This window comes from Burkholderia sp. HI2714 (genome assembly GCF_002223085.1).
GTDB classification, from domain to species: Bacteria; Pseudomonadota; Gammaproteobacteria; order Burkholderiales; family Burkholderiaceae; genus Burkholderia; species Burkholderia lata_D.
The window spans coordinates 1-21,561 of the sequence record NZ_NKFM01000044.1; the positions used below are offsets into that span (position 1 = coordinate 1).

A 21,561-nucleotide genomic window follows, 5' to 3' on the forward strand; every position below is an offset into this window, starting at 1 on the left:
TACTTCGACCGTCTTGGCGTACCCCGACTCTCATGACCTCAACTGCTCGAACCGCCCGGTGCGGACCCGCATGCCGGGTGGTGTGGGAGGGGATCGGTCAGACTCTCTGACCGCCCCTATCCCGATCTGCGGAATGCAATGTCGACGATTCGTGTCGTCCGGATGCAAAAAAGCGAGGCCTGTGCCTCGCTTTTTTCGTTGTGCGGCGCGGTACCGGCAGCAGTGGCTCAGCGCGTGTATTCGCCGTTGGCTTCCGGCTGGAACACGATCGCGGCGACCTTCATCTGCTTTTCGGCGCCGCTCGGTTGCATGACCTTGACCATCTGGCCGCGCTGGGTGCCCAGCAATGCCATGCCGACGGGCGAGAAGACGTTCAGGCGGCCGAGCTCGAGATTGGCGGCGTCCGGATAAACAATCGTCCAGGTGGCTTGTTCCTGGGTCGCTTCGTCGAGCAGCGTGATCTGCGAGTTCATCGTGACGACGTTCGCCTTGATGGCGTCGGGCTGGACGATGTCGGCGCGCTCGAGAAGCGCATCGAGCATCGTCTGAAAGCGCGGGTTGTGTTCGGCGTGCTTCTCTAGGCGAGCAACGTCGAGTTCGGTCAACTGGTAAAGGCGTTGTTTCATGGCAGTTCTCCAAATGATCGGCAGGGGCAGGCGTGGCGTGCCTATGGGATCGCCCGGAGCCTGTCTGACCTGGCTCCGGGAGGAGACCGAGCCGTCAGATCAGGCGCCGGGCAGGGGCGAGCGGCGCCTGGGCCGTGCGTCGAGCGAGGGGATGCGCCGGATGACCGGCGCGCGCGCGCACGCCGGCCGGGCCGGACGGCGAAACCGAAAGGGGCGTGAGCGCGTACATGGTGGATGGAAGATCGACTGGCAAATATAACCTTACGATTCTACAACACAACCTTCGGGATATGCGATTCGGCTGTCGGCATTTTGTCAGCGATTGTTGTGCGAGTGAAGCAAGTTGCCACGATATCGTCCGGGATGTGCTGGCGATTTTTGTCAAAATCGCAACGCTGTTTGTTCAAACTAAGGGTTTCCCCTTGGATGGGCGAGAACTACACTGCATTCAATCGCTTCAGACAGTCCTGCCGAGGCGACGCCAAAAGAGAACATATACCGGAGGTAAATCATGAAGTCGGTCATCTACGCAGCTATCGCCGCATCCGTCCTTGCCACCCCGATCGCATCGTTTGCACAGTCCGAGCAGGGGCTGACCCGCGACCAGGTCAAGGCCGAGCTCGTGCAACTCGAACAGAACGGCTACAAGCCGCTGGCGAGCGATTCGCAGTATCCGGACAACATCCAGGCCGCGGAACAACGCATTCAACCGAACCGGCCGATGCTCGCGCAAGCCGATACGAGCGGCTACGGTGCCGTGGCGACGGGTGCCGGTCAGGCCGGCCGTCGCGTGACGCGTGAAGCACCGAATCCCGTGAATTCGGTCTACTTCGGCAACTGAACGTCCCCGGGTCTGCCCGAGCGCACCGCTTGATCGACGAGACGCGCACCGGTTGTGCGCGTCATTCGCCCGCAGGAGCAGAACCTCCGTCGCCGCATTCCGGCGGCTTTCCGCCCAGACGCTCGCGCGTTTGGGCCTTTTTCGCTGGGGCGGGTCAGGCGGACGTGACCGCGGGCGTGCCGTGGATATAGTGTTCGAGCTGGCTGATCGTGAACTGCTGATCGGCAATCACGCTCTTGACGAGGTCGCCGATCGAGATGAGGCCGACCAGCTTGCCGCCGTCAAGGACGGGCAGGTGGCGCATCCGGTGCTCGGTCATCAGCGCCATGCACTCGTCGGTGGATTGCGACGGTTCGACGTAGCGCACCTTCGCCGTCATGATTTCCTCGACGCGGGTGGCTTTCGACGAGCGGTCCTGCAGCACGACCTTGCGCGCGTAGTCGCGCTCGGTGACGATGCCCGCGATGTCGTCGCCGTCCACGACCAGTAGCGCGCCGATGCCTTTTTCCGCCATCAGCTTGATGGCGTCGTAGACGAGATCGCTCTTCGTGACGGTGTAGATGGTGCGGCCCGAATCCGGCTTGGCCTTGAGAAGCTGCGCGACAGTCGTGCTCATTCGCTCTCTCCGTTTGCAGGTCGATGCTGGGCAGGCAGGGTGTGATGCTTGTCACCCGATGAGCCCAGTATAGCCGCGCAGGTGGCGGCAGTCGCGTGACGATTCCAGATTAGCGGTAAACTCCGGTCACGCACTATCCACACAACTCCTACATTCCTGAACGTTTCGATTGAATTCATGATGTCTTCGCGTCCCCAATCGCCCAAGCCGGGCAATGGCCAGGCCGACGAGTGCGTGACGCTCGTCGCTACCGCGTCGCTGCCCACGCGCTACGGTACGTTCACGTCGTACGCGTTCCGCGTATCGGGCAGCGATGCCGAACATCTCGCGCTCGTGATGGGCGATGTCGCCGGCGAGCAGTCCGTGCTGACGCGCCTTCATTCCGAATGCCTGACCGGTGATGTATTCGGCTCGTACCGCTGCGACTGCGGCGAGCAGCTCGATCTCGCATTGCGCTACATCGCGGCGGAAGACCGCGGCGTGCTGCTGTATCTGCGCGGCCATGAAGGGCGCGGGATCGGCCTGAGCAACAAGATCCGCGCGTACGCGCTACAGGAGCAGGGGCGCGACACCGTCGAGGCGAACCTCGACCTCGGCCTGCCCGACGACGCCCGCGAATACGACTCGGCCGCGGCGATTCTCCGGATCCTCGGCGTGACGTCGGTGCGGCTGATGAGCAACAATCCGGCGAAGTTCGATACGCTCGCGAAGCACGGTATTCCGGTTTGCGAACGCGTGGCGCTTGCGGTGCCCGTGCGCGAGGAAAACGAGCGTTATATCCGCACGAAGCAGACGAAGTTCGGGCATTACTTCGAAGAGAACGAGTAATCGCCGCGGGCGCACCGGCGCCCGTTTCTCGTCATCCGTTCCCTGGATCGTCGCCGGCAAAGGCGACGATTTCCATTTCCCCTCCATCCGTTCCGCTTTCAGGTTTGTGACGGCACTTGCGTTATGCCGCCTGAACGATCCGTCTCCCCTATGTCCACACCGTCGAAGATCGAAACCGAGCGCCTGACGCTGCGTCGCTGGTGGCCGACGGATGCGGGCGCGTTGTCGGCGATGCATGAGGATCCAGACGTGACCGCGTGGCTCGCGCGCGGCCCGATGTCCGTTGACGAGGCGAGCGACGTCATCGCGCGCTACGACGCGCATTTCGAGGCACACGGTTTCGGCCCATGGGCGGTCGAGCGTCGTGCCGACGCGATGCTGATCGGGGTGTGCGGCCTGTCGCACGAAGTGCGTGCAACGCATCCGATGGCGCCGTGCGTCGAGATCATGTGGCGGCAGGCGCGTCACGCCTGGGGGCATGGCTACGTTGTCGAAGCGGCCGCCGCCGCATTGGCCGACGGGTTCGACCGGATCGGGCTCGGCGAGATCTTTGCGTGGACGGCCGACGCCAACCTGCGATCACGGCACGTGATGCAGCGGCTCGGCATGCAGCGTCAGCCCGCGCGCGATTTCGACCATCCTGCGTTGCCGGAAGGGCACGCGCTGCGTCGGCACGTCGTGTATGCCGCCCGTGCCGCCGCTCTGGCCGGCGCGTAACGGCTCACGCGTGATCGCCCGTCAGCGCCACGTGCCGTTCTGCAGCACGATCCGGTAACCGTCGGCATCCTCGAAAGTCTGGCCGGAAATTTCCCAGTACGGATTGAACGACGTCACCGGCATGAAGCCATGTTCGGTGGCGCGCGCGCAGGCGGCTTCCCATTCCGGCCGATCGGGCAGGTAGAACACGATCAGGTCTTCGGGCGTCGGCGACGGCGCGATCGGATGGTCGGGGCAGTGCGTGAATTCGAAGTGATAGTCGAGGCCGTCGCGCCCGAGCATCACGCCCGAAAAGCCGTCGTGATCTTCAAAGCGCGCAAGAACGGACAGGTCGAGGGCGTCGCGATACATGCGCTCGGTGCGGGCGAGGTTGCTGACCGGGCGGGCAATGCGCAGATGGGCGTGCAAGATGGCCTCGGGGGCGAGTGGCGGGCCGGTCAATGATAAGCCGGCCGATCCGGATTGCGTGTGACGAACGGAGCGCGTTTCGGCGTGGGCTCATCGTATCGAACGATATGGGCGCTTTCCGGCCAAACGAATCGAACCGTCCAACCACGTCTCGTGAAAGAAAAAACATGACGCTCCCGATCAAATGCGCGCACCCCATTGCAGCCGGTGCTTGTCAGGACAACCTTCGGCGTCCTGTTTTCGCGTCAGCCTGTCGAGTGATGAGCGCGCGTGCCTATTCCGGACGAGAGGGCGCAAATGAGTAAGCCCGATTTCCGTCGGCCGGTTTCCGGCCCTTATCGCCAGTCGCGATGGACGGTCGTACTGGAGGTTGCCTTTGGATGGGTGGCCAAGGGGACGATGGTACTGGTCGGACTCGGCATGGTCGCGTTGGCGGCCCTGACGGGTGACGTGAGTGCGCTGGCGGACTTGCCAACGACCAAAAAGGGCTGGTTGTACCTGCTGCTGGTAATGATCGGGGTGGTGGCGCTGATATTTGCGGTGCACCACTTCTGGCCATGGCCATGGCCATCTGGTGCGCGCCCGGCAGGCTAGGCGGGGCGGAAGGGGATGTGTCCCCGCAATTCATGCAGGCAAGAAAAAGCCCGCTACATTGAGCGGGCTGAATCCATGTTTGGAGACATGGAGGAGACAGACGTAAATTTAAGGGAAAACCCGAGGCATGGCAAGCCCTAGTTGTATCGATACAACTTCCTATTGCACCGCACTCACATGCCGCCTGCCCGGGCGTGCGCCGCAAACGCGCTGAAACGCTCCTGCGCGACCGGTAACGCGTACTTGTCGCGCATCTCCGTCTCGATCCATGCACAGGCCTCGCGCGCGCAGTCGGTCAGCGCGTGCCGCGTCGCATGGCCATCGATGTCGTAGACGAAGCGCACGCCGACCTCGTCGTCGGCAACCTGCCGCTCGAGCTGGTTGAGCTGCAGTTGCGGCCCATGCTGTTGCGACAACGCCCGCAGTTCGTCGAAGTGATATTCGAGCCAGTCGGCAAAGAACAGCGCGTCGCTGTGGCACGGTAGCCGGAAGGCCGCGCTGCGCGACGGGCGGGGCCCGGCTTCGCCGGCCGACGCGTGCGGTTCGCGGCCGGTGGCGATGGACGTGTCGACGGGCGAGAGCGGCTGCTGGATCTGGCGGTAGGGCTCGCGATCACGCAACGCGTGCCACAGCAATTCGTCGCCGGCGGCGCCGGACGGCTGCATCGTCAGGTCATGCCGGCCTTCGCCGGCCGGCGCGATGTCGCGGATCACGAGGCGCAGCGAGCAAAGCGGCTCGTCCGCGACCAGCAGCGTCGCCGCGCGCGGCAGTCCGCAGACGAGCGGCGCGGCGCCGGCCGCACGGAACACGAGCCCGCGGCGGTCGAGCCGCACGAGCGGCAGCGGCCGGGGAAACGACGGGTAGGCGACCGCGATACGGGCGCCGTTGGCGCTCGTCAACCCGGGCATCATCGCGCGAAAGACCTGAGACTGGTCCACGTTGATTCTCCTTCGTTACGAGGCCGCCCGGACAGAAACGCGCGTTCCGGTTCAGGCGGCGATGGCTTGCCGGGCGGCTTGCCCCGGCTCGATTCCTAGTGCGGCAAACGTTTGCGGATCGATGTCGATCCAGCAAGCGACCACCAGACGTCCGTCCACCTGCTTGGGCGGGCCTGCGCGGTGCGCGTGTATGCCGATCCGGCGGAACAGCCGCTCCATGCTCGCGAACGTCACGCCGATCAACTGCCGCGCGCCAAGCTGCGCCGCGCATTCGACGACGGCCGCGAGCATTGGGCGCACGGCCCATTCGGCATTGCCCGGCCCGCCTTCGTCATCGGTTGCCGCAAACCGGGACAACTCCCAGACGGCGGCCGATTGCGGCAGCGGCATGTCTTCGGCGATCAGGTCGGCGAACAGCGACTTCAGCAGATACGGGCGCGTCGTCGGCAGCAGGCGCGCACATCCGCACATGTCGCCGCCGGCGTTCCGCGCGAACACGTACACGGTATCGTCGCGATCGAACTGGTCGCGCTCGAAGCTTTCGTTCGCCGACGGGAGTGCCCAGCCGAGCTGCTCGACGAACACACGGCGCCGATAGCGCCCAAGATCCGCCGCAAGTTCGTGTGGCAACCGCCCTTCCTCGTGAACGAAGGTCCGCATGGTGTCCTCGGATCTGTGCTTTTGTATGCATGCATTACATCGCGCAGCACGAGGGGGCTGTAACTGGTAACTCTTACAGGGTGACGCCGGAAAGATGCCGTTTAGGACGTGGTAACGGTTTCTTGATCAACGGGATTGAAAAGCGTGGCGCTTTTGCTTATAAAGAGCGCCAGCATCGCTGAAATTGTCAGAGGAATAGACGCACAGCCAGTTGTCACTGGAGCGTCGGACCGGCATGATAGGCGTCGTTGTGCCCGAGCAGGGCCGACGCGACCGCGGCGGGCCAGTCGATGCACGCGAGCCGTGCGGCGAGCGCGGCGGCCGTGCGGAACATGCCGATGTCGGCGCCCGTGGCGTCGGTGACCATCACGTTGCTGCGGACGTCGCCGCCCGCGATCACGAACGTGCCGGTCGCGCGTTCGAGGTACCAGTCCCAGCCGATCGTCACGTAAGCGACGCCGGCACGGGCCGGGCGATGCCATTCGGTGTAGCCGGCGAGGCGTGCGTCGATGGCGCTGTCGCGCAATTCCTCGAGCAGCGATGCGTCGAGGCCGCTTGCGACATGGTCGAGCGCAAGCACGGCCAGTGCGCCTTCTTGCAGGCGTACGTAGCCGTCCGGGGACGGGCCGGGGACCGAGTGCAACAAAGGTGAAGTCATGCGCGGAATGTATCAGCCTCGAACGGGTGCTGGCACCTGACAAGTATGACAGCGTGACGTTGTCGGAGAATGAATGGAACTGCGCTGGCAGGATGCCTATCAACAATTCAGCGCCGCGGAAGACGAGCAGCAGCTCTTCCAGCGGATCGCCGCCTATTCCAAACGGCTGGGATTCGAATACTGCTGTTACGGCATTCGCGTCCCACTGCCTGTTTCGAAGCCGGCGGTCGCGATCTTCAATACCTATCCGGACGGCTGGATGGCGCACTACCAGGCGCAGAACTACATCGAGATCGACTCGACGGTTCGCGACGGCGCGCTCAGCACCAACATGATCGTCTGGCCGGACGTCGACCGGATCGAACCGTGCCCGCTTTGGCAGGACGCACGTGATTTCGGGTTGTCGGTGGGCGTCGCGCAGTCGAGCTGGGCGCCCCGCGGCGCGTTCGGCCTGCTGAGCATCGCCCGCCATGCCGACCCGCTGACGCCGGCCGAGATCAACATGCTGACGTTGCAGACCAACTGGCTCGCGAACCTGTCGCACTCGCTGATGAGCCGTTTCATGGTGCCGAAGCTGGCGCCGGCGGCGGGCGTCACGCTGACCGCGCGCGAGCGCGAGGTGCTGTGCTGGACGGCCGAGGGCAAGACCGCGTGCGAAATCGGCCAGATCCTCAGCATCTCGGAGCGGACGGTCAACTTCCACGTCAACAACATCCTCGAGAAGCTGGGCGCGACGAACAAGGTCCAGGCGGTCGTCAAGGCCATCTCGGCGGGCCTGATCGAGACGCCCTGACAGGACGTGAAGGCGGCGGCGCGAGATGGTGCTGCCGCCAGGCCGCTCACTCCATCATCGGCTCCGCTTCCTTCGCGGTCCAGCTCACGCTGGAAATGCTCTTCTCCATGCTCATCCGGCTCGCGATCTGCTCGAGTTTCTGCTGATCCTTCGGATGCAGCTTCAGTGTCGCGGTCACCTTCAGCCGGTCCGGCTGGTCGGGCACGTCCTCGCTCGTGAGGCTCTGGAACGATAGCGGCTTCGCATACATCGAGTTCGACAGCAGCGTGCGGATGTGCACTTCGTCGGAGGCCAGGCAGATCACGGTGATCTGGTATTCGCGCACGAGATCGGCATTCGATACCGGCGTCGCGTTGATCGCCTGGCTGACGCTGCGCAACAGCGTATTGGTGAGCAGCACGACGCCGGTGCCGGCGAGCGCCGGCACGTAATGACCGGAACCGGACAGCACGCCGACGGCGGCCGAGCACCACAGGGTCGCGGCGGTGTTGATGCCCTGGATCGAGCCCTTGTCGCGCATGATCACGCCGCCGCCGAGGAAGCCGACGCCCGACACGACGTAGGCGGCGATCTGCGTGACGCCCGCGACGCCGTTGCCGGTCAGCACGCCGAGCGTGACGAACAGGCACGCGCCGCTCGCGACGAGCGTGATCGTGCGCAGGCCGGCCGTGCGCTGGCGCATCTGGCGCTCGATGCCGATGGCGACGCCGCAGGCGAACGCGGTGAAAAGACGGAGTGCGAAATCGAAAGTCATGGTTGTCCTGCCGTGCAAGAAGCGCGTGCCGTTTCGCGTCGCGGCGGCGCAAGGCCGAAGGCGACACGAAGATAGCCGTCATCGCGCGGTACTGTATCGCGCGAATGCGTCATTCAGTGTGAAACGGGAGGCGTGCGGCTCGCGGAACGCGAGCCGGGCAGGAGAACTGCGTCGGACAGGCGTTCAGGCGGCAAGCGGCGCACGCAACGGAGTGCTGCAACTGTCCACGATGGTTCCTGAAGGAAGAATGGGCGGCATTCTAGTGGGCGGCGAGCGCATGCGTCAACCGCCTCGCGGCGGCCGCGCTACTGCGCCGAGCCGATCGTCCCCGTCGCGAGCGCGAGCGCGGCGGCGGCCGACAGCGCCCCGGCATAGCTGTCGACCTCCGCGTTGCGGGCGGCGAGCAACTGGCTTTGCGCGATCGTCGCATCGGTGACCGAACCGACGCCGTTCCGGTACGCGGTCAGCGCCGCGTCGTAACTCGTCTGCGCGGCATCGACGAGCGCCTTCGCGGCATCGTGCGACGCAAGGCTCGTCTGTACCGCGTTCTGCGCGGCGACGACCTGGCGGACCGCTTCCTCCTTGGACCGCGTGAGGCGCGCGGAGGCGCTTTCCGCGTCGTTGCGTGCCTGCATCAGCACGGCCGAGCGCAGGCCGCCGTCGTACAGCGGAATCGTCACGCCGAGGAACACGCCGCCGCCGTAGCGGCTGCCGTTCAGGTTGACGGTCGGCGCCTGGTCGCCGATCGCGGGCAGCGCGGAGATGGACGTGCCGCCGCTCGCGTACGACGTCGACGCGGACAGGAAGATCTTCGGCATGAACGCGGCTTCCGCGGCCTTGATCTTCGCGCGATTGGCCTTTTCGAGCGCGAACGCGCCCTGCAGGTCGGGGCGGCGCGCGATCGCATCCGACACGATCGCGTCGACCGACGAGCCGAGCGCGGGCGGCAGCGGCCGCTTCGGCAGCGCGGCGATCGTCGGCTTCGACAGCGGCGAGATGCCGAGCGCGGAGACGAGGGCGAGGTAGCCGTCGCTCTCCGTGCCGTTCGCCTGAACGAGCGCGAGGTTGGCCTGTGCGCGGTTCTGCGTCGCCTGCGCGAGTTCGACGACCGTGCCGACGCCGTGCTTGAGCCGCGCGCGGGAGGCCGCGAGGATCGCGTCCGCGTTCGCGAGGCCCTGCTGGGCGCTGAGCGCGCGCGCGCGTGCGGCTTCGTAGCGGTAGTACGCGACGGTCACGTCGTGGATCACCTGCTGGTGGACGGCCGTGAACGCGACATTCGACGCGATCGACGCCTGTTCGGCCGCTTCAACGCGCGCCGCGCGACCACCGAAATCGAACAGCAGCCATTGCAGCGACAGCGCCGAGATGGTGCCGTGCACGGTGGAGTTGCTCGACGAGTCGCCGAGGAACGACGACGTCGAGCCGTGGTTTGCCTGGTACCCGCCCATGGCCGTCGCGGACAGCTTCGGCAGGTAGGCGGTCTTGGCCAGGCCGACCGCGAGCGCGGCGTTACGCGCGTCGTTCCATGCGATACGGGTCAACGGGTTCGCCGATTCGGCGAGATCGATCAGCTCGGGCAGCGTGTACGCGTGCGCGGCATCGAGCGCGGCCGGCGGCGAGACGGACGCGAGCGCCGGCGACGCGGGCAGCGTGTAGTCGTGCGAACCTTGCGCGGACGCGCGCGGCGGGCCCGGCACGATGTCGCCCGCGGCCGACGTTTGCGGCTGCCACGGGCGGTCGGACGCCTCCGGCGCCAGATCGATCGACGACGTCGCGCAGCCGGCCAGCGCGACGGCGGTCGCGAGGGCGGCGGCGGCGATCGAGGCGGCCGGCGGTTCAGGTACGCGCATGGGGAACAGGCTCCTTCGGTGTGGCTTGACGGGCGGCATCGGCGATGTGTGCGAGCCGCGTGTCGATCAGGTTCAGCAGCGCGTCGCGTGCGGGATCGGTGGGGGCTGCGCGCGGCGGGGAGGCCGGCGGCGCGGAGGGTTCTCGATGGGGCGCGGCGGCGTCGTCACGCGGTTCGGTCACGCGGGCGAGCTGCGCGCCGATCGCCGCGTCACCGGGCTGGCGCTCGGCGAGCAGGAACAGCGGCCCTTCGAGTGCGCCGAGTTCCGCGAGCGCGCGGCGTCGGGTGGCGAGCCACGTGGCGGCCGGCCGCACCCACGACGGTTCGTAGTGGACCAGCCCGAGCTCCTGCGTGATCGCGCCGTGGCGGGCGAACGCCTCCGCCGCGAGCGCGCGCCGCTCGGCCGGCTGCGCGACCTGCACGAGGCGCCGCCACTGGTCGATCAGCGCGGCGAGCCCGGCGTCGATCTGCTTGCCGATGCTGACGGGCCAGATGCGCGTGAACACGAGATACACGACGACGTTGCCGAGCAGGATGCCGATCGTGCGATCGCGCGCGATCGTCAGGTCGAAGCCGGGGCCGGCGCCCTGGATCACGCACAGGAAAAACGCGAACGCGATCTGGAAGCCGGCATACGCGATGCGCGGCGAGCCGAACGCGACCCACGCGGCGAGCCACCCGCCGGCGAACACCAGCGCCATCAGGTGGCCGACCGACGACAGCGACGGCACGACGAAGACCAGTGCCGCCGTGCCGAGCAGCGCGCCGACGATGCAGCCGACGATCCGCAGCGTGAGCTTCTCGACCGTCTCGGCCGTCGAGCCGAGCGACACGATGTAGCAGGTGACGACGCAGGTATGGATGCCCGACCAGTCGAGCTGCGAATACAGCAGGTAGCAGAAGATCGCCGCGGCGGTCGTCTTCAGCGCGTAGCGGATGTGGTCGGGATTGGTGCGCGCGTCGGGCAGGAAGAAGCCGCCGCGCGGGGCGGCTGCGGGGGCGTCGGGGGCAGGTGCCGAAGCCGCCGAAGCCGCCGAAGCCGTCGAAGTCGTCGAAGCCGTCGAAGCCGTCGAAGCCGTCGAAGCCGTCGAAGCCGTCGAAGCCGTCGAAGCCGTCGAAGCCGTCGAAGCCGTCGAAGCCGTCGAAGCCGTCGAAGCCGTCGAAGCCGTCGAAGCGACATCGGTCGTCGCGGCCGGTTCCGCGAACTGCGTGATCGCCGCGTGGAGATCCGTCACAGCAACACGCGCGAGCGGCGGCAGCGTGTCGGTCGGCGGTAGCGCGAGCGTCACGTCGACCGGGTAGCCGCCCTGGTCGAGGATGTCGGCCATCTCGTCGAGCGTCGCGGCGATCGGGGTGGCGTATGCGTCGGGCAGCCGCGCGCCTGGTTCGCGATCGGCCAGCGCGACGCCGACGAGCAGCGCGGTGCTCGATGTCACGGCCTGCCGCAACGCCGCGAAGTCGGCGGCGGACGACGAGCCTTCGAGTTTCGACAGCTTGAGCCACGTGAGCAGCTGCTTGTCGCCTTCGTGCAGGCTGGCATTGAATGCGTCGCGCGCGGCATCGTCACCGCGCAGCCGCTGCGCGGCGAGCCGCAAGCGCTTCGCGAGTTGCGCGTGCGCGAGCTTGCGCGGCGACGGCGCGATCAGCAGGTTGACGACGATCGCGACACCGACCGGGATCGCGATCGTCAGCCAGATGTACAGCAGTGCGCGGGTCGCGGCTTCGCCGAACGGCGCGAGGCCGAGCTGGTCGAGCCCGAAGCCGACGATCATCGCGAGGATCGCGCCGACCGGGCGCAGCTTGCTGGCCGACGTCAGATAGAGGAGGGCGACCGACAGCACGGCCATGCACGCGACCCGCAGGATCGAATAGTCGATGCTGAAGATCGCGACGCCGAGCACGAGCCCGATCACGATCGTGACGATCACCAGCAGCGCGGCCGCGAGCACGACGCTCGTCACGCGGTCGGCCCGGATCATGAAGAACACGACGTACGCGGACAGCGCGGCTTCGGGCGTGCCGTAGGCGGCCGTCACGAGCGCGGTCAGCGCGCAGATCAGCGCAACCCGGACGGCAATCGACGTGCGCCCCGGAAACGGCGCGAGCAGTCGCAGGACTTCGCGCGGGCCCGGCGAGCGAACCTCAGCGGCAGGCAGTGCCATGCCGGACCTCGACGATCGCGCTGGCGCCGACGCGCACGAGCTTGCCGTCGGGTTCGTCGAGCTTCACGCGTACGGGAAAGCGCTGCGCGACGTGCACCCAGTTCACCGAGTTCTGCACGATCGGCAGCGTGCGCGGCAGGTTGATGCGGGCGCTGTCGGCAATGCCTGCGCCGACGCCGACGACCTTGCCGGTCAGCGGACGGCTGCGGTCGATCATCGAATAGACGGTCGCGCAGTCGCCCACCTCGATGCGGCTCAGTGACGTCTCGCGGAAGTTGCCGACGGCGAACCATTCGCTTGCGTCGATCAGCGTGAAGATCGACTGGTTCGGCGCAAGGGTTTCGCCGGCGAGCACGCTCAGGCCCGTGACGAGGCCGTCGTGCGGCGCGCGCACGACGGTGTCTTCGAGCGCATGCTGCGCGCGGGCCAGCGCGGCCTCGCGCGCATGCAGCGTCGCGATCGCGTCGGCCTCGTCGCCGATCGTCTGCGCGGACGCGCGCTGCTGTTCCTGGGCCTGCGCGAGCGACACGGCCGCGTCGCGCTGGCGGACCTTCGCCTGGTCGAACTGCTGCGCGCTGACGTAGCCCTGCGCGGCGAGCGGCGCGAGCCGGTTCACGTCGCGCGTGGCAAGGTCGCTGTTCTGGGTCGCGCGCTTGACCTGCTCGGCGGCCACGGCCGCGTTCGAGCGCTCGCCGATCAGCGAGCGGCGGCGGGTGTCGAGCGATGCGCGCGCGAGTTCGAGGTCGGCCTGCGCCTGCGCAACCGTCAGCCGGTACGGCACGGGATCGATGACGTACAGCAGGTCGCCTTTCGCGACGCGCTGGTTTTCATGTACCGCGAGTTGCACGATGCGGCCGCCGACGGGCGACGCGACGTGCACGACGTCCGCGTCGATCGACGCGTCGTCGGTGGACGGGTAGGCCGTCGTGCGGTAGTACGCGTACACGAGTGCCGCGATGCCGAGCGCGACGATCGCCAGTGCGATCACGCGGCCTCTGACGGACGGGCGGGCGATACCGGCGGCCTTCATGCGAACGGCCCCGTGCCGGTGAGCCACACGATCACCGCGACCACGAGCCCGATCGCGGTGCAGACGGCCAGCTGGTAGGGGACCGTGGCGGCCCAGCCGGTCGCGACGAATACGCGGTGCGCGACGATCGCGCCGACGACGCCGACGATCGCGCTGACGAGCCAAAGCGGGAAATACGCGCCGAACAGGACGTACGACGGAGCGCCGCGCGATGCGCAGCCCGCGAGCGGCAGGGCTGGCGCCAGGACGGCGGCGGCGCGCAAGGGCGCGCGCGGCATTGTTTTTCTCATGGTGTGACGAGCTCGACGGTGGGGGTGGGTGCCGGGCGCGGCGCAATGTGGATCGTCGCGACCGGCCGGGCCGCGACGACGATTCCGGGATACGGAGCCGATAATAAATCAGCGCGATGCGGACCGCCAGCCACCCGCCCCGTGCACCGTGGGGGGTATTGCCGGTCGGGGGGCGTGTCCGCACGTTCGGCACCGCGTTTCTGCAATGATGGTCGGACCGTCGCGATTCTGCCAGCGCAAGCTCACGTAGGGTTGCTAACGGACTGTAAAGGATCGTCAGACGAACGAAGGGCGGCCGATTTGTCCTGTCGACAGCGCGGAATCGGGGCGGAAACGGCCGATTGCCGTTCGGACACAGGGGAATGTGCGTCGATCCGGCGGATCGGGAGCGATGTTGACGAGAGGGCCGACCGGATTGCGTATGAAGCGCGGCAGCGTGTCGCGATCGGTGACGCAGATCTGCGGCGGGCGTTCGGCCTGAGTTGTCTGCTCGTTTGCTCGCCCGCGAGGGCGACGACGCGCAGTGCCTTCGGGCAAGACGCCGACGTTCGCATCGATCATCCGGCCGCCGTTCTCGAAGTGGCTGACCGGGATGGGCAAGCGCGGCGTGCGCTGCATGTCGGTGACGACGGGCTTCGGGAAAGCTTGACCGTCGCTCGCGTCGGGCAGGCCGATGAAGCGACGGTCGAGCGATCCGCCGAGCGGCGTCGAAGCCCGGCCGGCGACCGGTCGTCACAGCCGCGATCTGTGTACCATCGTACGTATGGCGCGACGCGCGGCACGGAGTCTCACGGCCTTGTGCGATTGCGGCGCGGAAGCGGTCAGGCGGTATCGCAACGAAGGTGAGTGTTCCATGCGAAGTTTCTTTGTCCGGTTCATTGCAATCGGCGTGCTGTTCCATCTGTACGTCGGGATTCGGATCATTCCCGATGCATTCACGTCGCCGGTCGCGCGCACGATCGCGGCGCTCGTGCTGGCGAGCTTCGTCGTGCTGATCCCGGTCGGCATGTTCTCGCGCCGCTTCGACGAAGGCTGGGCCGCGACGCTGGCCGGCTGGGCCGGCTCGCTCGTGATGGGCTTCTTCTCGTCGCTGCTCCTGCTGACGTTCCTGCGCGAATTCGTGCTGTTCGGCGTGTTCGGATGGCGGCATCTCGGGCACGACGGCGCGTGGCCCGGCGCGGCGACCGACACGGCGATCGGCGTGCTGGCCGGTGCGGTGTTCGTCACCGTGATCGGGTTCGTCGGTGCGCGTCGTACGGCGGCGGTCAAGCGCGTGTCGATCCCGGTCGCGGGGCTGCCGGCCGGGCTCGACGGGCTGACGATCGTGCAACTGTCCGACATCCACGTCGGGCCGACGATCAAGCGGCCCTACGTCGAACGGATCGTGCGCGCGGTCAACGCGCTCGATGCCGACCTCGTCGTCGTGACGGGCGACGTGGTCGACGGCTCGGTCCAGCGCCTGCGCGAGCACACGGCGCCGCTCGGCCGCATGCAGTCGCGGCACGGCAGCTTCCTGGTGACGGGCAACCACGAGTATTACGCGGGCGCGCATGCGTGGATCGACGAGTTCCGGCGCATCGGGCTGACGGTGCTGCTCAACGAGCACGTGCTCATTGAACATGACGGTGCGCACGCGGTGCTCGCGGGCGTCACCGATTTCACGGCGGGCGGGTTCGATCCCGCCCATCGCAGCGACCCCGTGCAGGCGCTGGCGGGTGCGCCGCGCGACGTCGGCACGAAGATCCTGCTCGCGCACCAGCCGCGCAGCGCGGAAGCGGCGAACCGCGCCGGCTTTACCGTGCAGCTGTCGGGGCATACGCACGGCGGCCAGTTTCTGCCATGGCCACCGTTCGTGCGGCTGCAGCAGCCGGTGATCGGCGGGCTGAGCCGCTTCGGCGATCTGTGGCTCTATACGAGCCGCGGCACCGGATACTGGGGGCCGCCGAACCGCTTCGGCGTGCCGTCCGAGATCACGCTGATCCGGCTGACGCGCGGCGGGTAGCGCACGTTCCCTCGTTTGAAAAAGGCCGGCGCAAGCCCGACATCGACGGACGCCGGTGCCGGCCATGGGCCGTCACTCGATGCCGCGATGTCGTCGAAATCGAAGCGCGGGCTGCGCGGGAACAGGCCGGCCGGATTGCCGTCGCCGAGATTCACGAGGAAGTTGCTTTTGATCGCGGTGCCCGCGAAGAACGCGGCATCGACCTTCGCGCCGTCGAAGCCGGACATCGGGCTCGCTTCGAGGCCGAGTGCGCGCGCGGCGACCTTTCATCCGCGAATGACAGCGCATGGCAGTGTGCGACGCCGTTGGCTAGTATGCAGGCATGCACCGTTCGCCCTGTTCTTCGCCCGTTTCTCCCGCCATGTCGACACCCGATCTCTTCGCTGACACGCCCGCACCCGACGTGGACTGGTACCCGGACTGGCTGGCGCCGTCCGATGCCGATCGCGCGCTGGCCGCGTTGATCGGCGAGGTCGCGTGGCAGCAGGACACGATCCGCACGCCGCGCGGACGCATTCCGTTGCCGCGGCTGACCGCATGGCAGGGCGAGCCGGATGCCGTCTACGTGTATTCGGGGATCCGCAACGTGCCGGCGCCATGGACGCCGGCCGTGCTCGACCTGAAGCGCGCGGTCGAGGCGACGTGCGGCGCGCGCTTCAACAGCGTGCTGCTCAATCGCTACCGCAACGGGCAGGACAGCCTCGGCTGGCATGCGGACAACGAGCCCGAGCTTGGCGATGCGCCGGTGATCGCATCGGTGAGCCTCGGGGCGATGCGCGTGTTCGACCTTCGGCATCGCAAGACCGGTGTCACGCATGCGTATCGCCTCGGGCATGGCAGCCTGCTCGTGATGCGAGGCCGCACACAGGCCGAATGGCAGCATCGCGTGCCGAAGGCGCCGGGCGTGCAGGGCGAGCGCGTGAACCTGACGTTTCGGCGCGTGATGCCGGCGGGTACGGGCCGGTAACCACGCCCATCACCGACGTGCCTGGATCGCCGGGCGATTCGCGCCCCGTTTTTGCGACTCATGGGTGATCGACGCAGGCAAGCCGTCGCGTGTGCGGCACGTTGCCGCACGAGCGCTGAACCGTGCGCGCTGAAACGGCGCTGAGGCCCGTCCCATATGGGTTTCAGGAAAATTTGATCGACCGCCCGGTTCCGATAGATGAGTGAAACCTCTGATGGTGCGTCGCAACAATCCTTGACTAGACTGTCGAATGGCAGAAGCGCGTCGCATCCCGGCGCGATCCTTTCGACATGCCCCAAGCGTTGCCGATGCGGTGCGCAAGGGGGCAGGAGCAAAACGCGTGACCGTATTCGACCCTTCCTTCGAACCCTCGCTGCACGTCTTCGAACAAGACGGCGGATGGCAATGGGCGCTGACGGTGAAGCGGGCGACCGGCGTTGGCGTGAAAGTCGTTGCGTTCAGCCGTGAAGGCTTTCGCGGCGAAGCCGAGGCCTACGCCGCCGGCCAGCTTGCCCGCGCCGCGTATGACGCCGCCGTGACGGCCTGACGCCGTCGCGTCAGTCCCGCCGCCCGAGGATCGTCTTCATCGCTTGCCGCCCGCCGCCGGGTGGCTTTCCCGATCGTTTTCCGTTTTCCGTTTTCCGTCGCCTGTCGCGCTTCGCGCGACCGTGCGTGCGGCGCGCTTGCGCGCCCGTTCGCCCGAGCTCACCGCGTCAAATGGTCCGTACCATTCGACACGTGTGTGCCATACGCCACGCTTAACGTCCCTGCACGGCGTCCGTCGCGCCGGCGATGCGGCACGGGAATATCTCGCGGTGCTCGCGAACGAACCCGATCATCCGCAGTCGCTGCACCTGTACGGCGTACCGCAGTTCCGGCGCGGTGCGGCCGATCAGGCCGAGGCGCTGTTAGACCAGTCGATCGCGATCGCGCCGGACGGGTGCACGCTGTCGGATCCCGGGGTGCGATCGTCGTGCGCGCGTGGATCGGCGCGAACGGCACCGTTACCCGCGTCGAATTTGCGTCACTTGACGATACCGACGCGGACGCGACGCTGTGGCAACTGCTCACGGCCGGCCCGCTGACGGAGCCGCCGCCGCCCGACATGCTGCAGCCGTTGCGCGTGCGCCTGCGGCGCGCATGCCGTGACGTCCGAGCGCGTGCGTGGACGTGGTTCGATATCGTAATAACATATGACGTTATTGCGTTGGCGGGACGACGACGTCCTGCTTCATTACCAGGAGCCACCCATGCAACTCTCCCAGCTCGGCGGGCATGTCGCCCAGTCCGGTTTCGCCGAACGGCAGAAGCACGCCCAGGCGCTGATGTTCGGCATGGCCGACATCAACGAGTATGTTTCCGGCGGCGTCTGCTACGACGCCGCGGCTTATGTCCGGTACCTGCTGCGCGGCGATGCGATGATCGCGCCCGGCGCGCTGCTCGACACGATCGGCCAGCACTGGCGAACCCGTTTCAACTTCGAGACCGGCGGTGAATGGGACGGGCGCGCGAGCATTCCGGCGGGAACCGCGGTCGGCTTCTCGCGCGGCGGCACGGTCTTTCATGCGGCGATCGCCGTCGGCGGCAGCCGGATCCGGGCGATCAACGGCGGCCGCCTGGGCAGCGGATGGATGTATGCGGTCGACCTGGCGCGCGTGCTCGAGCCGGATGCGGCCGGCGGCTTCACGTACGATCGCGCGAACATCCGGGTTCACCTGTCGCGCCTGTAGGCGGCCCGGCTTTGCCTGCCACGCCGGCGCCATGCGCCGCGCACGCGACGGCCTTCCAGCGATGCCGGCATGGCGTGGCGCTGTCCATCGCTGCTATCCTCTCGACCGTGATTGATTCTCCACGGCGTCGCGACCCGCATGCTGCGGTGCGGCGATGCACGCGGGTGTGAACCCCGTGCGCGCTGAGGTAGCATGACTGAATATCCACGACGATCCGTGACCTGTTACGTGACTGATTTCCTACCGTCCATGTTCACATGGTCAAGACAACGATGAGCGACGCACCTGAAACCGCGGCGCCCGGCGACGACGAACCGTCCGGCGGCGCGTCGTCCTATCTGGTGCCGGGGCTCGAACGCGGGCTGCGGATCCTCGCCGAATTTTCCGCGCGCGAGCCGGTGCTCGGCGCGCCCGAGTTGTCGAAGCGCATCGGCATTCCGCGCACGACCACGTTCCGCCTGCTGCAGACGCTCGAAGCGCTCGGCTTCCTCGAGCGCGTGAACGGCGACCGCTATTTCCGGCTCGGCGTCGGCGTGCTGCGGCTCGGCTTCGAATACCTGAATTCGCTCGAACTGACCGATCTCGGCGCGCCCGTGCTCGAACGGCTGCGCGACGCGACCGGCCTGTCGACGCATCTGCTGATCCGCGACCAGCGCGACGTCGTGTTCGTCGCGAAGGCGCAGAGCAACACGTCGATGTTCGGTTCGGTGAAGGTGCACGTCGGCACGCGCCTGCCCGCGCATGCGACCGTGCATGGCCACGTGCTGATGGGCGACCTGACGCGCGACGCACTGCGCCAGCTGTATCCGGAAAAGCGGCTCGAGCAGTTCACCGAGCGCACGCCGGGCACCGTCGACGAACTTTACGAACGCGTGCGCCATTACGCGCGGCTTGGCTACGCGATGAGCGAGGCGGCGTTCGAGAGCGGCATTTCGGCCGTGACCGCACCCGTACGCGATCATTCGGGCTCGATCGTCGCGGCGATCACCGCGACGGTGCCGCGCTCGGAGATCGGCGAGGCCCGCGAGAAGGAACGGCTCGTCGAAGCCGTGTGCGGCGCGGCAGTCGACCTGTCACAGCGGCTGAACTATCGTCCGCTCGAAAGCGATCCGACGTTCGCGCATGCGCGCCACAAGGTCGCGATGTTCTGAGTGTTTCGATGCGCGGCCGGCGGCCGCGCAAATGCAATGCGCGAAAGAAAGAGAGCGGCCCGCGGGCCGCTCTCGTCGTTTCAGGCGACGCACGCCCGACGTCGTTCAGAACGAGTGGTGGATCCCGGTGAGCACGATCACCTGGTTCGCGGTGCTCGACACACCTGCCGTGAAGAACGCGGCCTTTGCACCGCCCGAGCCGTGCTCGTACAACACGTTCGCATAAAGCTGCGTGCGCTTCGACAGCGCATAGATGTCGCCGAGCTCGACCTGCGTCCAGCGGCGGCCGGCCAGCGTCGTGGTCGCCGCGCCGCCCGCGATCGTGTTGAACGCGCTGCTGCGGTAGTTCACGCCGGCGTCGTAGCTCTGGAACGTGTCCGAAAAGCCGTTCGACTGCATCTTCGTGCGCGTGTACAGGCCGTGCACGAGGAAGTCGCCGAACTGGTAGGACGCGCCCGCGCCGATGTTCTCGACCTTGCTCGCGGTGTCGCCGTTCGCGGTGTTCTGCCCCTGGAACGACGTGATGCCGGTCGTGCCGATCAGGATCGAGCGGTCGTGCTCGTTCGAGTACACGGCCGACGCCTTGAACGGCCCGTTCGCATAGTTCAGCGCGACGCCGAGCGACTTGCCGGTCGAGAAGTTCGTCGTGTTGCCGAGCGCCATCGTCGCCGCGGCCGAGAAGCCCGCGAAGGTCGGTGAGCGGTACTTGACCGAGTTGTTGTACGGCACGTTGCCGGTCGCGGCGAGCCCGTCGATGTTGCCGGGATGGAACGCGTACCAGCTCATCGCGAGGTAGGCGGTGCTGAGCGGATCGAGATAATCGAACGACAGCGGCGTCTGGCGGCCGAGCGTCAGCGTGCCGTAGCGTTCCGAGCCGAGGCCGACGAAGGCCGCGCGGTTCCAGATCGTGTTCGCGGTCGCGAACTGGCCGTTGTTCGTATAGAAGCCGTTTTCGAGCTGGAAGATCGCCGACAGGCCGTCGCCGAGGTCTTCCTTGCCCTTCAGGCCCCACCGGTCGGGCTGCGTATTGCCCTGGATCATTGCCCACTTCGCATGGCCGCCGACGTTGTTCACGTAAGCGACACCCGCATCCATGCTGCCGTACAGCACCACGCTGCTCTGCGCCCACGCGCCCGACGCGGCGCCCAATCCGATCACTGCTGCTGCTACCGCATGCTTGACCATTTGATCTCCTGAATCTCCAACCTGATGAAAACGTGCCGTGGCGGCACGCGCGGGAACGGCCGGCCGTCGCGCGCGTTCGCCATCGAGCGGGCATTCGTATGTTCCATATAAGGAACGATGTGCCTCTGATGGAATGGAGTATAGAGGCGTCCCGCAGCGTATCAAAAATAATTTTTTCGGGACGGATGGGTTTCGGGCCGATGCTCGGCGTCGGGTTGCGAAGCCCGTGTAAACCCGGTAAATCCCCGTCAGATAACAAAAAATTTCATTTGATGAGATAGGCGAACGCGATCGCCGACCCGGCGGTCAGTGTTTTCCCTAGGGCGTGCACCTTTTTGTTTTACTCGTGGAAAGTCACTCTTATAATCACCATCCATAAACTGCTGTTCCGAATATGGAACAAATCGGAACAAACCGAGAGTCGATCAGAAGGAAGGGTGTGAGATGTCTGAACAATGGGTTTGCGCCGGGCACGCCGGCGCGCTGTCGGAAGACACGCCGATCGAGTTCAAGCGGACCGACGGCGTCGAAATCGGGATCTACCGCGTCGGCGACGACGTGTATGCGCTCGAGAACGTATGCCCGCATGCGTACGCGCTGCTGACGCAGGGGTTCGTCGACGAAGGCACGGTCGAATGCCCGCTGCACGAGGCCGTGTTCGACATCAAGACGGGCGAATGCCTGAAGGGTCCGGGCGGACGCGCACTGAAGCAGTACGCGGTGCGGCTCGCCGGCGAGGAAATCCAGATCAAGGTGGAATGA

At 66.8% G+C, this 21,561-nt stretch carries 24 protein-coding genes and 1 pseudogene; 11 read left to right on the forward strand and 14 right to left on the reverse strand.

Annotated elements, in window-relative coordinates; all coding sequences use genetic code 11:
- Window positions 1–227: 227 nt before the first annotated feature.
- Window positions 228–626 carry a GreA/GreB family elongation factor gene (locus CFB82_RS23300; protein ID WP_089485460.1) on the reverse strand — a complete coding sequence of 133 codons (399 nt, stop codon included), beginning with the start codon at window positions 624–626 and terminating at the stop codon, window positions 228–230.
- A 511-nt stretch (window positions 627–1,137) separates the two neighbouring features.
- On the opposite strand from CFB82_RS23300, the gene CFB82_RS23305 reads away from it, so the two are divergent.
- Window positions 1,138–1,467, forward strand: coding sequence for a DUF4148 domain-containing protein (locus CFB82_RS23305; RefSeq protein WP_089485461.1), 330 nt, complete (start codon window positions 1,138–1,140; stop codon window positions 1,465–1,467).
- 154 nt (window positions 1,468–1,621) lie between these two features.
- Here CFB82_RS23305 and CFB82_RS23310 read toward each other — a convergent pair whose 3' ends face one another.
- Window positions 1,622–2,083, reverse strand: coding sequence for a CBS domain-containing protein (locus CFB82_RS23310; protein ID WP_069252006.1), 462 nt, complete (start codon window positions 2,081–2,083; stop codon window positions 1,622–1,624).
- Between the two features lie 177 nt (window positions 2,084–2,260).
- Between CFB82_RS23310 and ribA the strand changes: the two genes are divergently transcribed.
- Together ribA and CFB82_RS23320 are read left to right on the forward strand one after the other, a co-directional pair.
- Window positions 2,261–2,911, forward strand: a complete 651-nt coding sequence (ribA, locus tag CFB82_RS23315; RefSeq protein ID WP_089485462.1) for a GTP cyclohydrolase II — start codon at window positions 2,261–2,263, stop codon at window positions 2,909–2,911.
- A 150-nt stretch (window positions 2,912–3,061) separates the two neighbouring features.
- Window positions 3,062–3,628 (forward strand): GNAT family N-acetyltransferase, encoded by a 567-nt coding sequence (locus CFB82_RS23320; protein WP_089485463.1) that lies wholly within the window; start codon window positions 3,062–3,064, stop codon window positions 3,626–3,628.
- Between the two features lie 21 nt (window positions 3,629–3,649).
- Here the strand turns inward: CFB82_RS23320 and CFB82_RS23325 are convergent, their stop codons facing one another.
- Window positions 3,650–4,036 carry a VOC family protein gene (locus CFB82_RS23325; RefSeq protein ID WP_089485464.1) on the reverse strand — a complete coding sequence of 129 codons (387 nt, stop codon included), beginning with the start codon at window positions 4,034–4,036 and terminating at the stop codon, window positions 3,650–3,652.
- A gap of 297 nt (window positions 4,037–4,333) precedes the next feature.
- Between CFB82_RS23325 and CFB82_RS23330 the strand changes: the two genes are divergently transcribed.
- On the forward strand, window positions 4,334–4,630 hold the full coding sequence (locus CFB82_RS23330) for a hypothetical protein (RefSeq protein ID WP_089485465.1): 297 nt from the start codon (window positions 4,334–4,336) through the stop codon (window positions 4,628–4,630).
- 173 nt (window positions 4,631–4,803) lie between these two features.
- On the opposite strand, the gene CFB82_RS23335 is transcribed toward CFB82_RS23330, so the two are convergent.
- The 3 genes from CFB82_RS23335 to CFB82_RS23345 all read right to left on the reverse strand — a co-directional run bounded on the left by CFB82_RS23335 (window position 4,804) and on the right by CFB82_RS23345 (window position 6,886).
- Window positions 4,804–5,568: a hypothetical protein gene (locus CFB82_RS23335; protein ID WP_174942351.1), complete on the reverse strand. Its 765-nt coding sequence runs from the start codon at window positions 5,566–5,568 to the stop codon at window positions 4,804–4,806.
- A 51-nt stretch (window positions 5,569–5,619) separates the two neighbouring features.
- A complete protein-coding gene (locus CFB82_RS23340; protein WP_027789397.1) occupies window positions 5,620–6,228 on the reverse strand; it encodes an acyl-homoserine-lactone synthase in 609 nt (202 codons plus the stop codon).
- Window positions 6,229–6,442: 214 nt separating this feature from the next.
- Window positions 6,443–6,886, reverse strand: coding sequence for a DUF4902 domain-containing protein (locus CFB82_RS23345; RefSeq protein WP_089485467.1), 444 nt, complete (start codon window positions 6,884–6,886; stop codon window positions 6,443–6,445).
- A gap of 73 nt (window positions 6,887–6,959) precedes the next feature.
- On the opposite strand from CFB82_RS23345, the gene CFB82_RS23350 reads away from it, so the two are divergent.
- Entirely contained in the window at window positions 6,960–7,679 is a 720-nt protein-coding gene (locus tag CFB82_RS23350) for an autoinducer binding domain-containing protein (protein ID WP_069251936.1), read from the forward strand.
- 46 nt (window positions 7,680–7,725) lie between these two features.
- Here the strand turns inward: CFB82_RS23350 and CFB82_RS23355 are convergent, their stop codons facing one another.
- The 6 genes from CFB82_RS23355 to CFB82_RS42400 all read right to left on the reverse strand — a co-directional run bounded on the left by CFB82_RS23355 (window position 7,726) and on the right by CFB82_RS42400 (window position 14,382).
- Window positions 7,726–8,433 (reverse strand): MgtC/SapB family protein, encoded by a 708-nt coding sequence (locus CFB82_RS23355; RefSeq protein WP_011354660.1) that lies wholly within the window; start codon window positions 8,431–8,433, stop codon window positions 7,726–7,728.
- Between the two features lie 305 nt (window positions 8,434–8,738).
- A complete protein-coding gene (locus tag CFB82_RS23365; protein ID WP_069251934.1) occupies window positions 8,739–10,283 on the reverse strand; it encodes a TolC family protein in 1,545 nt (514 codons plus the stop codon).
- The gene (locus CFB82_RS23370) at window positions 10,270–12,444 is read right to left on the reverse strand and encodes an FUSC family protein (protein WP_089485468.1); all 2,175 of its coding nucleotides are present in this window, start codon (window positions 12,442–12,444) and stop codon (window positions 10,270–10,272) included. The genes CFB82_RS23365 and CFB82_RS23370 overlap by 14 nt, the downstream gene beginning before the upstream one ends.
- Window positions 12,425–13,474, reverse strand: a complete 1,050-nt coding sequence (gene mdtN, locus CFB82_RS23375) for a multidrug transporter subunit MdtN (protein ID WP_089485469.1) — start codon at window positions 13,472–13,474, stop codon at window positions 12,425–12,427. Before mdtN ends, CFB82_RS23370 begins: the two co-directional genes overlap by 20 nt.
- Complete coding sequence (locus CFB82_RS23380) at window positions 13,471–13,764, reverse strand: hypothetical protein (protein WP_089485470.1); 294 nt, start codon at window positions 13,762–13,764, stop codon at window positions 13,471–13,473. Before CFB82_RS23380 ends, mdtN begins: the two co-directional genes overlap by 4 nt.
- Window positions 13,765–14,040: 276 nt before the next feature.
- Window positions 14,041–14,382 carry a hypothetical protein gene (locus tag CFB82_RS42400; RefSeq protein ID WP_143750958.1) on the reverse strand — a complete coding sequence of 114 codons (342 nt, stop codon included), beginning with the start codon at window positions 14,380–14,382 and terminating at the stop codon, window positions 14,041–14,043.
- Window positions 14,383–14,617: 235 nt separating this feature from the next.
- On the opposite strand from CFB82_RS42400, the gene CFB82_RS23385 reads away from it, so the two are divergent.
- A complete protein-coding gene (locus CFB82_RS23385) occupies window positions 14,618–15,766 on the forward strand; it encodes a metallophosphoesterase (protein ID WP_089485471.1) in 1,149 nt (382 codons plus the stop codon).
- A gap of 83 nt (window positions 15,767–15,849) precedes the next feature.
- Here the strand turns inward: CFB82_RS23385 and CFB82_RS23390 are convergent.
- Window positions 15,850–16,029: pseudogene (locus tag CFB82_RS23390) on the reverse strand (malonic semialdehyde reductase); the annotation flags it as partial.
- A 98-nt stretch (window positions 16,030–16,127) separates the two neighbouring features.
- Between CFB82_RS23390 and CFB82_RS23395 the strand changes: the two are divergent.
- From CFB82_RS23395 to CFB82_RS23415, 4 genes are all read left to right on the forward strand, one after another.
- Window positions 16,128–16,733, forward strand: coding sequence for an alpha-ketoglutarate-dependent dioxygenase AlkB family protein (locus tag CFB82_RS23395; RefSeq protein WP_089485472.1), 606 nt, complete (start codon window positions 16,128–16,130; stop codon window positions 16,731–16,733).
- 340 nt (window positions 16,734–17,073) lie between these two features.
- The gene (locus tag CFB82_RS23400) at window positions 17,074–17,280 is read left to right on the forward strand and encodes a hypothetical protein (RefSeq protein ID WP_069252981.1); all 207 of its coding nucleotides are present in this window, start codon (window positions 17,074–17,076) and stop codon (window positions 17,278–17,280) included.
- A gap of 703 nt (window positions 17,281–17,983) precedes the next feature.
- A complete protein-coding gene (tecA, locus tag CFB82_RS23410; protein WP_059668079.1) occupies window positions 17,984–18,463 on the forward strand; it encodes a type 6 secretion system effector deamidase TecA in 480 nt (159 codons plus the stop codon).
- Between the two features lie 257 nt (window positions 18,464–18,720).
- A complete protein-coding gene (locus CFB82_RS23415) occupies window positions 18,721–19,614 on the forward strand; it encodes an IclR family transcriptional regulator (protein WP_089485474.1) in 894 nt (297 codons plus the stop codon).
- Between the two features lie 105 nt (window positions 19,615–19,719).
- Here CFB82_RS23415 and CFB82_RS23420 read toward each other — a convergent pair whose 3' ends face one another.
- Entirely contained in the window at window positions 19,720–20,799 is a 1,080-nt protein-coding gene (locus CFB82_RS23420) for a porin (protein WP_089485475.1), read from the reverse strand.
- A 444-nt stretch (window positions 20,800–21,243) separates the two neighbouring features.
- Here CFB82_RS23420 and CFB82_RS23425 point away from each other — a divergent pair, with 444 nt between their 5' ends.
- Window positions 21,244–21,561 carry a non-heme iron oxygenase ferredoxin subunit gene (locus tag CFB82_RS23425; protein WP_011354710.1) on the forward strand — a complete coding sequence of 106 codons (318 nt, stop codon included), beginning with the start codon at window positions 21,244–21,246 and terminating at the stop codon, window positions 21,559–21,561.

Coding starts and splice junctions, on each gene's coding strand:
- CFB82_RS23370 (WP_089485468.1), bottom strand. CDS start 12,444: ATGGCACTGCCTGCCGCTGAGGTTCGCTCGCCGGGCCCGCGCGAAGTC.
- CFB82_RS23330 (WP_089485465.1), top strand. CDS start 4,334: ATGAGTAAGCCCGATTTCCGTCGGCCGGTTTCCGGCCCTTATCGCCAG.
- CFB82_RS23425 (WP_011354710.1), top strand. CDS start 21,244: ATGTCTGAACAATGGGTTTGCGCCGGGCACGCCGGCGCGCTGTCGGAA.
- CFB82_RS23305 (WP_089485461.1), top strand. CDS start 1,138: ATGAAGTCGGTCATCTACGCAGCTATCGCCGCATCCGTCCTTGCCACC.
- CFB82_RS23420 (WP_089485475.1), bottom strand. CDS start 20,799: ATGGTCAAGCATGCGGTAGCAGCAGCAGTGATCGGATTGGGCGCCGCG.
- ribA (WP_089485462.1), top strand. CDS start 2,261: ATGATGTCTTCGCGTCCCCAATCGCCCAAGCCGGGCAATGGCCAGGCC.
- CFB82_RS23385 (WP_089485471.1), top strand. CDS start 14,618: ATGCGAAGTTTCTTTGTCCGGTTCATTGCAATCGGCGTGCTGTTCCAT.
- CFB82_RS23300 (WP_089485460.1), bottom strand. CDS start 626: ATGAAACAACGCCTTTACCAGTTGACCGAACTCGACGTTGCTCGCCTA.
- CFB82_RS23310 (WP_069252006.1), bottom strand. CDS start 2,083: ATGAGCACGACTGTCGCGCAGCTTCTCAAGGCCAAGCCGGATTCGGGC.
- CFB82_RS23340 (WP_027789397.1), bottom strand. CDS start 6,228: ATGCGGACCTTCGTTCACGAGGAAGGGCGGTTGCCACACGAACTTGCG.
- CFB82_RS23345 (WP_089485467.1), bottom strand. CDS start 6,886: ATGACTTCACCTTTGTTGCACTCGGTCCCCGGCCCGTCCCCGGACGGC.
- CFB82_RS23320 (WP_089485463.1), top strand. CDS start 3,062: ATGTCCACACCGTCGAAGATCGAAACCGAGCGCCTGACGCTGCGTCGC.
- CFB82_RS23350 (WP_069251936.1), top strand. CDS start 6,960: ATGGAACTGCGCTGGCAGGATGCCTATCAACAATTCAGCGCCGCGGAA.
- tecA (WP_059668079.1), top strand. CDS start 17,984: ATGCAACTCTCCCAGCTCGGCGGGCATGTCGCCCAGTCCGGTTTCGCC.
- mdtN (WP_089485469.1), bottom strand. CDS start 13,474: ATGAAGGCCGCCGGTATCGCCCGCCCGTCCGTCAGAGGCCGCGTGATC.
- CFB82_RS23365 (WP_069251934.1), bottom strand. CDS start 10,283: ATGCGCGTACCTGAACCGCCGGCCGCCTCGATCGCCGCCGCCGCCCTC.
- CFB82_RS42400 (WP_143750958.1), bottom strand. CDS start 14,382: ATGCAGCGCACGCCGCGCTTGCCCATCCCGGTCAGCCACTTCGAGAAC.
- CFB82_RS23415 (WP_089485474.1), top strand. CDS start 18,721: ATGGTCAAGACAACGATGAGCGACGCACCTGAAACCGCGGCGCCCGGC.
- CFB82_RS23395 (WP_089485472.1), top strand. CDS start 16,128: ATGTCGACACCCGATCTCTTCGCTGACACGCCCGCACCCGACGTGGAC.
- CFB82_RS23355 (WP_011354660.1), bottom strand. CDS start 8,433: ATGACTTTCGATTTCGCACTCCGTCTTTTCACCGCGTTCGCCTGCGGC.
- CFB82_RS23380 (WP_089485470.1), bottom strand. CDS start 13,764: ATGAGAAAAACAATGCCGCGCGCGCCCTTGCGCGCCGCCGCCGTCCTG.